Annotated in this window: 12 protein-coding genes; 9 read left to right on the top strand and 3 right to left on the bottom strand. The window is 67.0% G+C overall.

Going from position 1 to position 14213, the window contains the following annotated elements; all coding sequences use genetic code 11:
• Positions 1-28: 28 nt before the first annotated feature.
• The 3 genes from AC5P8J_RS13525 (at position 29) to AC5P8J_RS13515 (ending at position 3237) form a co-directional block, all read left to right on the top strand.
• Positions 29-388, top strand: coding sequence for a hypothetical protein (locus AC5P8J_RS13525; protein WP_134735087.1), 360 nt, complete (start codon positions 29-31; stop codon positions 386-388).
• A 166-nt stretch (positions 389-554) separates the two neighbouring features.
• Positions 555-2285: a bifunctional isocitrate dehydrogenase kinase/phosphatase gene (gene aceK, locus AC5P8J_RS13520; protein WP_134735086.1), complete on the top strand. Its 1731-nt coding sequence runs from the start codon at positions 555-557 to the stop codon at positions 2283-2285.
• Positions 2286-2346: 61 nt separating this feature from the next.
• Entirely contained in the window at positions 2347-3237 is an 891-nt protein-coding gene (locus AC5P8J_RS13515; protein WP_134730138.1) for an energy transducer TonB, read from the top strand.
• 34 nt (positions 3238-3271) lie between these two features.
• On the opposite strand, the gene AC5P8J_RS13510 is transcribed toward AC5P8J_RS13515, so the two are convergent.
• From AC5P8J_RS13510 to trxA, 3 genes are all read right to left on the bottom strand, one after another.
• Positions 3272-4846: a sensor domain-containing diguanylate cyclase gene (locus AC5P8J_RS13510; protein ID WP_134730114.1), complete on the bottom strand. Its 1575-nt coding sequence runs from the start codon at positions 4844-4846 to the stop codon at positions 3272-3274.
• Positions 4847-5053: 207 nt separating this feature from the next.
• Complete coding sequence (gene rho / locus AC5P8J_RS13505) at positions 5054-6805, bottom strand: transcription termination factor Rho (RefSeq protein ID WP_019660840.1); 1752 nt, start codon at positions 6803-6805, stop codon at positions 5054-5056.
• Between the two features lie 228 nt (positions 6806-7033).
• Positions 7034-7363, bottom strand: coding sequence for a thioredoxin (gene trxA, locus AC5P8J_RS13500; protein WP_005411275.1), 330 nt, complete (start codon positions 7361-7363; stop codon positions 7034-7036).
• A gap of 509 nt (positions 7364-7872) precedes the next feature.
• Between trxA and rhlB the strand changes: the two genes are divergently transcribed.
• From rhlB to rpoH, 6 genes are all read left to right on the top strand, one after another.
• Positions 7873-9597, top strand: coding sequence for an ATP-dependent RNA helicase RhlB (gene rhlB / locus AC5P8J_RS13495; RefSeq protein WP_019660839.1), 1725 nt, complete (start codon positions 7873-7875; stop codon positions 9595-9597).
• A gap of 144 nt (positions 9598-9741) precedes the next feature.
• The gene (gene ftsE, locus AC5P8J_RS13490; RefSeq protein WP_032129538.1) at positions 9742-10428 is read left to right on the top strand and encodes a cell division ATP-binding protein FtsE; all 687 of its coding nucleotides are present in this window, start codon (positions 9742-9744) and stop codon (positions 10426-10428) included.
• 2 nt (positions 10429-10430) lie between these two features.
• On the top strand, positions 10431-11378 hold the full coding sequence (gene ftsX / locus AC5P8J_RS13485) for a permease-like cell division protein FtsX (RefSeq protein WP_019660838.1): 948 nt from the start codon (positions 10431-10433) through the stop codon (positions 11376-11378).
• 7 nt (positions 11379-11385) lie between these two features.
• A complete protein-coding gene (locus tag AC5P8J_RS13480) occupies positions 11386-12228 on the top strand; it encodes a response regulator (protein WP_019660837.1) in 843 nt (280 codons plus the stop codon).
• Positions 12225-12938 carry a uracil-DNA glycosylase gene (gene ung, locus AC5P8J_RS13475; RefSeq protein WP_099559903.1) on the top strand — a complete coding sequence of 238 codons (714 nt, stop codon included), beginning with the start codon at positions 12225-12227 and terminating at the stop codon, positions 12936-12938. The genes AC5P8J_RS13480 and ung overlap by 4 nt, the downstream gene beginning before the upstream one ends.
• A 278-nt stretch (positions 12939-13216) precedes the next feature.
• Complete coding sequence (gene rpoH, locus AC5P8J_RS13470) at positions 13217-14092, top strand: RNA polymerase sigma factor RpoH (RefSeq protein WP_099559904.1); 876 nt, start codon at positions 13217-13219, stop codon at positions 14090-14092.
• Positions 14093-14213: the final 121 nt, after the last annotated feature.

Raw genomic sequence — 14213 nt, 5'->3', positions numbered from 1 at the left:
TCGAACCAACATCGACAAGGGGTGCGACGTGGCTGGATTGAATGAATCGTTGAACGCACTGATGGACATCGACGGCGCGCAGGCAGTGGCGCTGGTCGACTACGAAAGCGGCATGCTGCTGGGCGAAGCCGGTGCCGGCATGGACATGGAGGTGGCCGCTGCCGGCAACACCGAAGTGATCCGGGCCAAGATGAAGACCGCCGCCTCGTTGAACCTCAATGACAGCATCGAGGACATCCTGATCTCGCTGGGCAAGGCGTACCACATCATGCGACCGGTCGCGAAGAAGAAGGGACTGTTCTTCTACATCGTGCTGGACCGGACTAAGTCCAACCTTGCACTGGCCCGACGCAAGGTGCAGGACGTGGAGGCCGAACTGGCGATCTGAGCCATTGGCTTCGGTAGAGTCGAGCCCGCCCGACTGCTCTTTGCAACTGTAGAGCCGAGCCATGCTCGGCTGCTTCTGCCTGGATCAGCCGAGCATGGGCTCGGCTCTACACAAGCAACCCCACGCCAGCGTATGGTGAAGCCGGTCCTCCCCGGGTTAGCTACGCATGTCCAAGCCTGACATCGCTACCGAGCTGGCGCCGCGTATCGCCGGTGCCATCCGCGATGGTTTCGAGCAGTACCATGCCCGCTTCGCGGCGATCACCGCGCGGGCGCGGCAGCGCTTCGAGCAGCGCGACTGGGCCGGTGCGCGACAGGATGCAGTCGAGCGCATCGCCCTCTACGATCTGTGCATCGCCGAGCAGATGGATGCGTTGCGCCGCCTCGCCGGTGACGCGATCGGCGAGCGCGCGCTGTGGCTGCAGGTGCACGCGCGGTACAGCGCGCTGCTGCAGGGCCTGATTGACGCCGAGCTGTACAAGACGTTCTACAACACATTGGCGCGGCGCCTGTTCGCCACCCGCGGCGTGGACCCGGCGCTGGAATTCATCGCTTTCGACGTCGAGCCGTCCGATGCGATCACCCATCCCGTCGCGCGGCATACCTACGCGGTGTCGCCGACGCGACCGGTGGAGGCCCTGCAACGCGTGCTGGCCGACTACCGCTTCGACATTCCCTACGCGCACCAGTTGCGTTGCGCGGCGGCCATTGCCGTGCGCCTGCAGGACGACCTCGCCCATTGGGGGGACACGCCGGTGCGCAGCATTGAACTGCTCGACACGGTGTTCTACCGCGAGCGCCGCGCCTACCTGGTTGGCCGCGTGTTCGGTGAGCATCGCTTCTCGCCCTGCGTGATCGCGCTGGTCAACGATGAGCGCGGGCTGCGAGCCGATGCGGTGCTCACCCGGCGCCGTGATGTCGCCCATCTGTTTGGCGTGTCGCGCAGCTACTTCCAGGCCGACCTGGGCACGGTGGGCGATGCCGTGGTGTTCCTGCGCAGCCTGCTGCCGGGCAAGCCCATCGATGAGATCTACACGGTGCTGGGGCGCGCCAAGCAGGGCAAGACCGAGCGCTACCGCACCTTCTTCCGCCACTTCAGCGAGCACCCGCAGGAGCGGCTGGTGCATGCCGAAGGCACGCCGGGCATGGTCATGGCGGTGTTCACCCTGCCCAGCTATCCGCTGGTGTTCAAGCTGATCCGCGACCGCTTCGCGTGGCCCAAGGCGATGTCGCGGCAGCAGGTGGAAGAGAAGTACGCGCTGGTGTTCAATCTCGATCGTGTCGGCCGCCTGCTCGATGCGCAGCCCTATCGTCATCTGCGTTTTCCGCGCGCGCGTTTCGCGCCGGCCTTGCTGGACGAACTGCTGCAGCAGTGCGCGCAGAGCGTACGCGTTGATGGCGATGAGGTGGAGATCGCACTGTGCTACGTGCAGCGCCGTTTCCGTCCATTGAACCTGTACCTGCGCGAGCAGGGCGGGGAGGCGGTACGTGCAGCGGTGCTAGACTACGCGCAGGCGATCACCGACATGGCGCGCAACAACATCTTCCCCGGTGACATGCTGCCGAAGAACTTCGGTGTATCACGGCACGGCCGGGCCGTATTCTACGACTACGACGAGCTGTGCCTGGTCAGCGACTGCGTGTTCCGTGCGTGGCCGCAGCCGCGTACGCCGGAGGAGGCCATGGCCGACGAGCCCTGGTTCCATGTTGGCCCGCGCGATGTGTTTCCCGAGCGCTTCGGTCCGTTCATGGGCCTGCCGGCTGCGGAGCTGGCAGCCGTGCGCGAGCACTACCGGCACCTGTTCGACCCGGGCTGGTGGCAGGGCCTGCAGGAACGCTTCGCACGAGGGGACTATCCGGATACGCCGCCCTATGCGGGTGCACACCGGCTGGCCTGAGCCGGCTGTCATGGGTATTGGGACTGAGGTACGCTCGCTGTTCATCACCAAGGATCCGGCAATGATGCGTTCTCCACTGTTTCTCGCCCTCGCGCTGGCCGTCGGTGCCGGCGCCCCCCTGCTTGCAGGTGACGCCACTGCGCAGACCGCACGTGCTGTGCGTGCGACTGCGGAAATGAGCATGGTGCTGTCCGGTCATATCGAGGTCACGCCGGAAGGCGCTGTCAGTTCGCTGGTGCTGGACCAGAAAGCCATGGTCGCCCCGGGCATCGCCTCCTTCGTCGAAGGCACCATCGGGGGCTGGCGCTTCGAGCCCACGCTGCGCGCTGGCCAGGCGGTGGCCACGCGGGCCCCTTTGCGCGTTCGCCTGCGCGGCAAGGCTGCGGCCGATGGCGGTTATGAAATCAGCATGACCAGTGTCGACTTCAGCGAGTACGATCCGAAGGCCACTGATTCGGTGACCCCGCTGCACATGACACCGCCGCGCTACCCGGAGGCGGCCTACCGAAACGGTGGCCAGGGTGAGGTGCTGCTGCTGGTCAAGGTGGCGCGCGACGGAACAGTGGCCGACGTGGCCGCCGAGCAGGTGAACATGGCTGTGGTCGCGTCCGAGCGGACCCTGGCCAAGATGCGCGACATCCTGGCCAGAGCCAGCGTCAGCACCGCCCGTACCTGGACCTTCAAGCCGCCGACCACCGGCGAGGACAGCACCCGGGACAGCTGGACGGTTCGCATCCCGGTGAACTTCGCCCTGAACCATGATCCCAATGCAGAGGCGGAACGCTATGGCCGCTGGCGCGCCTTCATTCCGGGGCCGCGGCAGAGCGTGCCGTGGCACGAGGCTGACCCGGTCGAGCAGGCCGGCAGCGATCTGCTGCCGGAAGGCGGCGTCTACATGGTGGACGGCGCCAAGCGCGGCCTGCGCCTGCTGACCCCGCTGCAACAGAGCTGAGACCCGCTGCGGAGCCGGGCAGCCCGGCTCCGCGTCAGTCCGCGTATGGGTAGACCACCACTCGGTTGCGGCCCTGTTCCTTGGCCATGTACAGGGCCTTGTCGGCCAGCCGCAGTGCCTGCTCGGCATCGACATGGAAGCTGGGGAAGTGGGCCACGCCCAGTGACACGGTGATGGTGCCGACCGGTTCGAATGGGTGATCGGCGATGTGCTGGCGCAGGCGTTCACCGGCCTGGCGGGCCGAGTCGGTACTGATGCCCGGCAGCAGCAGCAGGAATTCCTCGCCGCCGGCGCGGCAGAGGATGTCGCTGTCGCGCGAATAGCGGCGCATCTGGTCGGCGATGTGGACGATGGCGGCGTCGCCGACGTCGTGGCCATGGCTGTCGTTGATCGACTTGAAGCGGTCGATGTCCAGCGCCAGGATCGCGAACGGGATGCCCTGCACCTGCAGCGCGTCCAGCGCCTGCTGCAGGCCGCGGCGGTTGAGCAGGCCGGTCAGCGGGTCGGTACGGCTGGCACGGTTGAGCGTACCGATACGGTCCTGCAGGGCATTGAAGCTGTGCAGCACTGCCTGCTTGAGTTGGGCGACCTCGAAGTACCACGCGCGGATGCCGCTGACGTGGCTGATCGCATTGCCAGTGTCTTCGCCGCCCTGCACGTTGCGTGCGAGCTGCCACAGTGGCAGCGAGATGCGGCGGGCGAACCACCAAGTGACCAGCAGTGACAGCAGGCCGAGCGGGATCGCGTTCCAGATCACCGCGGTCATCAACCGCGACAATGGCTGCAGCGTGGCCTCGGTCGGCCGCTGGGCGACGATGCCCCAGCCGGTGGCCGGTACCGGCGCATAGCCGGCCAGCATCGACACGCCCAGGTTGTTGCGGACCTGCTGCGCACCGCGTTCACCGCGCACGACTGCCTTCACCGCCGGGTTGCCGACCACGTAGTCGCCGACCCGCTTGCCATCGGCGTGGTACAGCAGGCGGCCATTGCGGTCCACCACGTACAGGTACGAGCCGTCGCGGTAGTAGTGCTTGCCCAGCAGCGTGTGCAGCGCACTGCGCTGGCGCAGGTAGAGGGTGCCGCTGACGTAGCCGCGATAGCGGCCCTGGCGGTCGAAGATCGGGTGCGACAGCGAGACCAGCAGCTTGCCGGTGGCCGACTGGTACGGGTCACTGATCATCGGCTGGCGCGCGGCCAGTGCCGCGTTGTTGCCGACGCTGTGCAGGATCTCGCCCTGCAACTGCAGGGTCTGTGGCGAGGTGGCGATCACCAGGCCATCGGCATCGACCACCAGCGAGGAATTGAAGCTGTTGGTCTGCAACTGCAGGCGGCTGGCTTCGTCCTGCGCCTGTGCCGGATCGAGATTGCTCTGGCCCAGCCGGGTGGCCGCATACGCCAACTCCTGCTGCGCGGCCAGCAGGAAGTTCTGGGTGGTCTCGGCCAGCTTGGTGGCATAGACGCGGTTGGCTTCCAGGGTATTGCCGACCAGCTGGTCGCGCTGCACCCGGTAGCTGGCCAGCAGGGTATTGGCCAGGGCGATGATGGCGCTGAGCAGGGCCAGGGCGAGGATCAGCTTGCCCAGGTTGAGGCGGGGAGACAGCGTTCGCATGCGTCGACGGATCCGGCAGGAGGCTGGACCCGACCGGTTCTCCGGAAGGGGCGACAGCGGGAATCGGTGGCCAGGCCCTCGGGACCGGGCAGGGTATAGGGCGAATTATCGCCAAAAGTCGGAGGCGGCAAAGTGAAACAGGTCGCCCTGCAGGCAAAAAAAAACCTGCCGCAGCGAGCGGCAGGCTTCTTCCGATGCAACGCCGGATCAGCGCTTCATCGAACCGAAGAACTCGTCGTTGGACTTGGTGTTCTTCATCTTGTCCAGCAGGAATTCCATCGCGGCCATTTCGTCCATCGGATGCAGCAGCTTGCGCAGGATCCAGATCTTCTGCAGCAGTTCCGGCTCGATCAGCAGGTCTTCGCGGCGGGTGCCGGAACGGTTGATGTCGATGGCCGGGAACACGCGCTTTTCAGCAATACGACGGCTCAGGTGCACTTCGCTGTTGCCGGTGCCCTTGAACTCTTCGTAGATCACCTCGTCCATCTTCGAGCCGGTGTCGACCAGCGCGGTGGCGATGATGGTCAGGCTGCCGCCTTCTTCCACGTTGCGCGCGGCACCGAAGAAGCGCTTCGGGCGGTGCAGGGCGTTGGCGTCCACGCCACCGGTCAGCACCTTGCCCGAGCTCGGCACCACGTTGTTGTAGGCGCGGGCCAGGCGGGTGATCGAGTCGAGCAGGATCACCACGTCCTTCTTGTGCTCGACCAGGCGCTTGGCGCGCTCGATGACCATTTCGGCCACCTGCACGTGGCGCGCGGCCGGCTCGTCGAAGGTCGAGCTGATGACCTCGCCGCGCACGGTGCGCTGCATTTCGGTCACTTCTTCCGGGCGCTCGTCGATCAGCAGCACGATCAGGTGCACGTCCGGGTGGTTGGTGGTGATGGCAGTAGCGACCTGCTGCATCATCATCGTCTTGCCGGCCTTCGGCTGCGACACGATGAGCGAGCGCTGGCCCTTGCCCTGCGGCGCCATCAGGTCGAGGATGCGGCCGGTGATGTCTTCCGACGAACCGTTGCCACGCTCCAGGGTGAAGCGGCGGCGCGGGAACAGCGCGGTCAGGTTCTCGAACAGCACCTTGTTCTTCGACGCTTCGATCGGCTCGCCGTTGATGGTGTCGACGATGTTCAGCGCGAAGTAGCGCTCGCCGTCCTTCGGGAAGCGGATGCGGCCGGAGATGTGGTCGCCGGTGCGCAGGTTGAAGCGGCGGATCTGGCTGGGCGAGATGTAGGTGTCGTCCGGGCCGGCCAGGTAGCTGGCTTCAGCCGCGCGCAGGAAGCCAAAGCCATCCGGCAGGATTTCCAGCACACCGTCGGCGGCAACGCCATCGCCGTGGCGGGTCAGCACCTTCAGCAGGGCGAAGATCACATCCTGCTTGCGGGCGCGGGCCACGCCTTCGGAGATCTGCAGCTGCTCGGCGATTTCCAGCAGCTTCTGTGCCGGCATGCGCTTGAGGTCGCTCAGCGAATAGACCGGGAAGCCCTCGGGCACGTTGGCGTGCGGGCGCGGCACGAACGGCTGCTGCTCGCCGCCGTCGTTGGGCATGCCCTCGTCGCGGAAGCGGTTGTTGCGGTCACGGTCGCGGCGGTTGCGGAAGCGGTCGCGGCGGTTGCCCTGCCCCTGGCCCTGCTGGCCATTCTGGTTGTATGGGTTCTGGCCCTGGTTCTGGCCGCCCCCCTGATGGTTGTGCTGCTGGCGCGGCTGGCCGGATTCGCGGCCTTCGCTGCCTTCGCCACCGCCACTGCTGGCAGGGGCCTCGGCGGCGGGCGCGCTCGGTGCAGGTGCTGCGGCAGGCGCCGGCGCGGGAGCTTCGGGCGCGGAGGCCAACGGCAGCGTCGGCTGCGCCGGAGCGGCGCTGGTTTCGGCGGCTGCCGGGGCGGCGGCCTTGCTCACGCGGGGCTTGCGCACACGCTTTTCGGCGGGCGCATCGGCGCTGCCGGTTTCGGAAGTGTTATCGGACAAGAGCGTTATTCCTCGCTTGAAGGTGCGAGCGCCCGGCTGGGGCGGCGAACGTTGGGAATGGGTCTGGAAGAAACTGCGTCCAGAGGGTGCGGCACGCGAACGCGGCCGGATATGCCGACACTATCATCGGCCTGCGGCGCCATGCAAGGGTCGCCGGGAACAGCATTCATCATGGGCGCAGGGGCGCCGCCGGCAGCCGCGTTCGGCGGCTGCCGGAGAACCGCAGGATCAGGCCAGGGCCTTGTCCAGCAGGCCGGCCAGCTGGGCCTTGCCCACCGCACCGATCTGCTCGCCGACCTTCTCGCCGTCCTTGAACACGACCAGGTACGGAATCGAACGCACGTGGTACTTGGCGGCCAGCGCACGGTTGTGGTCAACGTTGACCTTGGCGATCTTGGCGCGGCCCTGGTAGGCATCGGCCAGTTCGTCCAGCGCCGGGGCGATCATCTTGCACGGGCCACACCACTCGGCCCAGAAATCGACCAGCACCGGTTCCTTGGAATTCAGCACTGCGCTATCAAAGTCGGCATCGCCGACATGTACAACCTTGTCGCTCATCTTGGTTTCTCGTCTTGGATTGCACCCGGCCATGCCGGAGGTGGGTGAACTGGGCCATGCCCGGTGGCGCGACCCTCGTCGTTGCCTCGCGGCGCACTGCCGCGGTGCGTTCGGCGGGATGCCTGGACGCTCACGGCCGGCAGTGTACCCCTATCGCAGGGCAGGGACAGGCGCCGGTTGGAACCCAGCGTATCGTGATCGCTTCGATGGCCGGTATGTGTCGGATTTCACTGTCTTCCTGTACATGGGGCTGGCAGTGGGCGACACCAGCGAACCCGGGCAGGCCGTTCAAGTCCGGTGTGGCTGGGTGAAGGTAGCGTCTCTGGATGCCATGAGACGCCGCATTCCGGTTTGCCTGCCCGAGTGCGGTAAACTGGGGCATTGTGCGGCGCGCGGACCAGGTGGTCCCAGCCTGCCAACCCGCCGCAGGGGCCGCAGTTTGCGACGGTGCCCCCAGACGCTGAAGTGCCAGCCGCCCCACGGGCCGGCGGCCATACCAAGACGGACTCATGAGCGACAAACCGCTGACCGATTTGACCTTCTCCTCCTTCGAGCTGCATCCGGCCCTGCAGGCCGGCCTTGAAGGAGCCGGATTCACCCGTTGCACCCCGATCCAGGCGCTGACCCTGCCGGTCGCGCTGCCCGGTGGTGATGTTGCCGGCCAGGCCCAGACCGGCACCGGCAAGACCCTGGCCTTCCTGGTCGCTGTCGTGAACCGCCTGCTGACGCGTCCGGCCCTGGCCGACCGCAAGCCGGAAGATCCGCGCGCGCTGATCCTCGCCCCGACCCGCGAACTGGCCATCCAGATCCACAAGGATGCGGTGAAGTTCGGTTCCGACCTGGGCCTGCGCTTCGCCCTGGTCTACGGCGGCGTGGATTACGACAAGCAGCGCGAACTGCTGCAGCAGGGCGTGGACGTGATCATCGCCACCCCGGGCCGCCTGATCGACTATGTGAAGCAGCACAAGGTGGTGTCGCTGCACGCCTGCGAGATCTGCGTGCTGGACGAAGCCGACCGCATGTTCGACCTGGGCTTCATCAAGGACATCCGCTTCCTGCTCCGCCGCATGCCCGAGCGCACCACCCGCCAGACCCTGCTGTTCAGTGCCACCCTCAGCCATCGCGTGCTGGAGCTGGCCTACGAGCACATGAACGAACCGCAGAAGCTGGTGGTCGAAGCCGAGACCATCACCGCCGCGCGCGTGCGCCAGCGCATCTACTTCCCGGCCGACGACGAGAAGATTCCGCTGCTGCTGGGCCTGCTGTCGCGCAGCGAAGGCGCGCGCACCATGGTCTTCGTCAACACCAAGGTGTTCGTCGAGCGCGTGGCGCGTTCGCTGGAAAAGGCCGGCTACCGTGTCGGCGTGCTGTCCGGTGATGTGCCGCAGAAGAAGCGCGAGAGCCTGCTCAACCGCTTCCAGAAGGGCCAGCTGGAAATCCTGGTGGCCACCGACGTGGCTGCGCGCGGCCTGCACATCGACGGCATCAAGTACGTCTACAACTACGACCTGCCGTTCGACGCCGAAGACTACGTGCATCGCATCGGCCGCACCGCGCGCCTGGGTGAGGAGGGCGACGCGATCAGCTTCGCCTGCGAGCGCTACGCCATGGGCCTGCCGGACATCGAGGCCTATATCGAGCAGAAGATTCCGTCCGAGCCGGTCACCAAGGAACTGCTGACCCCGCTGCCGCGCCCGGAACGCCCGGCGCCGGCGGCAGGCGAGGAAGGCGAGGACAACGAAAGCGTCGGCCAGATCTTCCGCGAAGCGCGCGAAGCCCGCGCCGCCGAGGAAGAGCGTCGGGGCGGTGGCCGCAGCGGCGGCCGCTCAGGCAGTGGTGGTGGCCGCGGTAGTCGCGACGGTGAACGCAGCGGCGAACGCCGTGCGCGTGGCCCGCGCAAGCCGCGCGTGGAAGGCGAGCAGGGCGCTGCCGCCGCGGTTGCCGGTGCCGAAGGCGCCGCCGCCCAGGCCCCGCGTCCGCCGCGCCCGCCGCGTGCCGAAGGCGCACCGGCAGCCACGGTGGACGGTGAGCACAAGCCGCGCAAGCGCCGTCGTCGTCGCCACGGCCGTCCGGTCGAAGGTACCGAGGGTGTACAGGCCAACGCCGGCAACGGCGCCAGCCCGGTGACCCCGGTGCAGGTGGTGGCCAAGCCGGTGCGTACCGCCGCCGATACCGGTGACTCGTTCCTGACCCGCATCGGCCGCAAGATCCGCCGGATGCTGTCGGGCAGCTGATCGGCGCTGCCGATCAGCGGGTAGCACCCGACCGTTGGTCGGGTGGCTTTGAAAGGTGTGCCGACCAACGGTCGGCACCCACCAGGCGGGGCCGGTGGCACCCACCGTCTCCACGACGTCGCGCCGGTCCTGCATAATCGGGGCATGAGTGTCCTGCGCTTCGACAATGTCAGCAAACAGTACGCCGGTGGCCACGAGGCGCTGACCGATGTCAGCTTCGAGGTCGCGCCGGGCGAGATGCTGTTCGTCACCGGCCATTCCGGTGCGGGTAAAAGTACGCTGCTCAAGTTGATCCACCTCGACGAGCGGCCCAGCCGCGGCGCGGTGGTGTTCGACGAGCGCAACCTGCTGAAGGTGCGCGGCGGCGACGTGCCGCGCCACCGACGCGCGGTGGGGGCGGTCTACCAGGACCACCGCCTGCTGATGGACCGCTCCATCGCCGAGAACGTTGCACTGCCGCTGATCCTGCGCGGTACCCGCCGTAGTGACATCAACAAGCGCGTGCGCTCGGTACTCGAGCGGATGGGGCTGGGCCATCGCGAGAAGGCGCTGCCCTCGCAGCTGTCGGCCGGCGAACAGCAGCGCGTCGGCATCGCCCGCGCGATCGTCGGCGAGCCCAAGCTGCTGGTGGCCGATGAGCCGACCGGCAATCTCGACCCCACCCTGGCAGCGGAGATCATGGCCCTGTTCGCCGAGCTGCCCGCGCGCGGCACCAGCGTGCTGGTGGTCAGTCACGACCTGCCGCTGCTGCGCCGCATGCGCAAGCGCGTGCTGATCCTTGACCACGGCCGGCTGGTGGATGACATCTCGCCGCAGGACCTGGCGGAGTAACCATGGCGAAGAACGAAAACAGCGAAGCCGCCGCCCCCTCGCGCGTGGGCGTCTGGTTCCAGCACCACGTGCACAGCGTGGTGTTCAGCCTTGGCCGCGCCTGCCGCAAGCCGTGGGCGACCCTGCTGACGGTGATGGTCATGGCGCTGGCACTGGCCCTGCCGCTTGGCCTGTCGATCGCGCTGGACAACCTCAAGCAGTTCGCCGGCAGCGTGCAGCAGTCGCGCGACATCAACGTGTTCCTGAAGGGCAACGTCGATGGTCCCGGCGCACTGCGCCTGGCCGGCCAGCTGCGCGACCGCGACGACGTGGCCGAAGTGAACGTGCGCACGCCCGAGCAGGGCCTGCAGGAACTGCGCGATGCCGGCCTCGGTGAGGCGATCGACGCACTCAACGACAATCCATTGCCCTCGCTGCTGGTGATCACCCCGGGCCAAGGCAAGGACGACGCACGCCTGGCGCGCGCGCTGGAGAGCCTGCCCGAGGCCGACCTGGTGCAGCACGATGCACTGTGGCGCCAGCGCCTGGATGCCTGGCTGGCGTTCGGCGCGCGGCTGGTGCAGGTGCTGTCGGTGCTGCTCGGCGCGGGTGCCGCGCTGGTGGTCGGCAACACGGTGCGCCTGGACATCCAGGCGCGCCGCGAAGAGATCGGCGTGCTGCAGCTGCTTGGCGCCAGCGATGGCTTCATCCGCCGCCCCTTCCTGTATCTGGGTGCGTGGTATGGCCTGGGCGCAGGCGCGGTTGCACTGGCCCTGATCGGCGCCGCCGGTGCCGCGCTGCGCGTGCCGCTGGCCGAACTCTCGCGCAGCTACGGCAGCCCGTTCGTGCTGCATGGCCTGGACCTGCTGCATGGTGGCCTGGTCCTGCTCGGCACGCTGCTGCTGGGCTGGCTGGGTGCCTGGCTGGTGACCGGCCACTTCCTCCGCCAGACCCGCCCGACCGATACCTGAGACCGGCATGCAACCGCAAGCGCTGAAGCACCTTGAAGGGCCCGCGACGCGGGTGATGGTGGTCGATGGCTCGAAGCTGGTCCGCAAGCTGATCGCCGACGTCCTGCAGCGCGACCTGCCGGGCGTGGAGGTGATTGGCTGCGACAGCATCGAAGACGCGCAGCAGGCGCTGGCGCAGGGCCCGGTGGACCTGGTGACGACCTCGCTGACCCTGCGTGATGGCGACGGCCTGGCGCTGGCGCGCATGGTCCGCGAAGCGGCCGGACAGGCCTATGTGCCGGTGATCGTGGTTTCCGGCGACGCCCAGCAGCACCTGGAGCAGCGCCGCTTCACCGAGTACGTCACCGACTATTTCGACAAATCCCTGGGCCATGAAGCGCTGGCGACCTTCATCCGTGGCTATGTGCAGCCGCAGACCATCCCCGGCGCCACCATCCTCTATATCGAGGACAGCCGCGTAGTGGCCGAGGCCACCAAGCGCATGCTCGAGCGGCAGCAGTTGAACGTGCTGCACGTGGTCAGCGCCGAAGAGGCCTTCACCCTGCTCACCGCCGAGTCGCTGGGCCGCAGCCGCCACCGCATCGACCTGGTGCTGACCGACGTCACCCTGAAGGGCGAGCTGAGCGGCCGCGACGTGGTGCAGCGCGTGCGCGTGGACTTCGGCTACGGCAAGCGCCGCCTGCCCGTGCTGGTGATGACCGGCGACGGCAACCCCCACAACCAGACCGGGCTGCTGCAGTCCGGTGCCAACGACCTGGTGCTCAAGCCGATCGAGGAGCGGCTGCTGGTCACCAAGGTGCTGTTCCAGCTGCGCCTGGCTCGATTGAATGATGGACCTTTATTGCGATGATCGATGAAGTAACCGACACCCCGACGATCCAGCTGGAACCGAGCTGGAAGCAGCACGTCGGTGAGTACCTGTTGCAGCCGCAGATGCGCGAGCTGTCGGCCTTCCTGCGCCAGCGCAAGGCCAGCGGTGCGGCGGTGTTCCCGCCCGGGCCGCAGATCTTCGCAGCGTTTGACGCCACGCCGTTCGAGCAGGTGAAGGTGGTGATCCTCGGCCAGGACCCGTACCACGGGCGCGGCCAGGCCCACGGCCTGAGTTTCTCGGTACCGCCCGGCGTGCCGGTGCCGCCGTCGCTGCTGAACATCTACAAGGAGATCGAGAGCGATCTCGGTATCCCGCGCCCGGACCACGGCTGCCTGATCCCGTGGGCGCAACGGGGCGTGCTGCTGCTCAATGCCGTGCTGACGGTGGAGGAGGGCAAGGCCGGCGCGCACCAGGGCCGTGGTTGGGAAGGCTTCACCGATCATGTGGTGGACGTGCTCAACCGCGAGCGCGAAGGCCTGGTGTTCATGCTCTGGGGCGCCTACGCGCAGCAGAAGGGCAAGGTCATCGACACCCGCCGCCATCGCGTGCTGAAGGCCCCGCATCCGTCGCCGCTGTCGGCCCATCGTGGCTTCCTCGGCTGCCGCCATTTCTCCATGGCCAACGAGTACCTGCAGCGCCGCGGCCAGGCCCCGATCGACTGGTCGCTGCCGCCGCGCTCGGCGCTCTGAGCGCCGGCGAGTGGCCGGGCCTGAACGCCGGGCAACGTTCCCCGTCCTGAATGGGCCTCCGGAACGGCGCGTTCAGCTCCGCTTGACCGGAATCGGCAGGTTTTCAGTGGGTAATTGCTTGAATTCCAAGGGATTGTGAATCCCGAAAAGCGTGCTCGCCACTGTCATCAAATCGCGCTACGGTAGGGTTCTGTTTGGGACCAGTGTTGCATCAATAGGATGCTGGAACTTTTTCCTCCTTTAGCAGTCCAAATCCCGGACTGCTAAGATGGGTGCCTATGAGCCAGAACACCTCTACTGCCCTTGTGGCAAACAATCTCCCGATTCCCAGTGCGCTCGGTTCGCTGGACGCCTACATCGGTGCCGTGCACCAGATTCCGGTGCTGTCGGTCGATGACGAACAGGACCTGGCCCGTCGCTTCCGCGACGGCAACGATCTGGACGCCGCCCGCGAGCTGGTGCATTCGCACCTGCGCTTCGTGGTGCACGTGGCCCGCGGCTACAACGGCTACGGCCTCGCCCTGGGCGACCTGATCCAGGAAGGCAACATCGGCCTGATGAAGGCGGTCAAGCGCTTCGACCCGGACATGGGCGTGCGCCTGGTCTCCTTCGCCGTGCACTGGATCCGTGCCGAAATGCACGAGTTCATCCTGAAGAACTGGCGCATCGTGAAGGTCGCCACCACCAAGGCGCAGCGCAAGCTGTTCTTCAACCTGCGCAAGTCGAAGACGCGCCTGGGCTGGATGAACGCGGCGGAAGTCAGCGCGGTGGCCAAGGATCTGAACGTGTCCGAGCGCGAGGTCATGGAAATGGAGTCGCGCCTGTCCGGCCGCGATATCGGTTTCGATGCGCCGTCCGACGAGGACAACGAACACGCACCGCCGTCGCCGGCTGCGTTCCTGGTTGCCGATGATGAAGACCCGTCGATGGCCTACGAGCGCGAGGACAACGAAGACAACCAGATGCAGCTGCTGCGCGAAGGCCTGGCCGAATTGGATGCGCGTTCGCGTGACATCATCCGCCGCCGTTGGCTGGATGCCGACAGCAAGGTGACGCTGCAGGAACTGGCAGACGAGTACGGCGTGTCGGCCGAACGCATCCGCCAGGTCGAGGCGAATGCCCTGAAGAAGATGAAGGCGCTGTTCACCGCGTAAGGCATGGATCTTAGGTTCGGTTCCTATTTCCGGAACCCGTTCTGATGAAATGCCCCGGCGTTGGTCGGGGCTTTTTTTGTTCGGCCGGCATGGCAGTTGGTAATGCAGGCCGCTGATCGGC

This window comes from Stenotrophomonas sp. YJH_SMC_37 (assembly GCF_059370035.1).
This window is presented reverse-complemented; position numbering and strand designations above follow the sequence as displayed.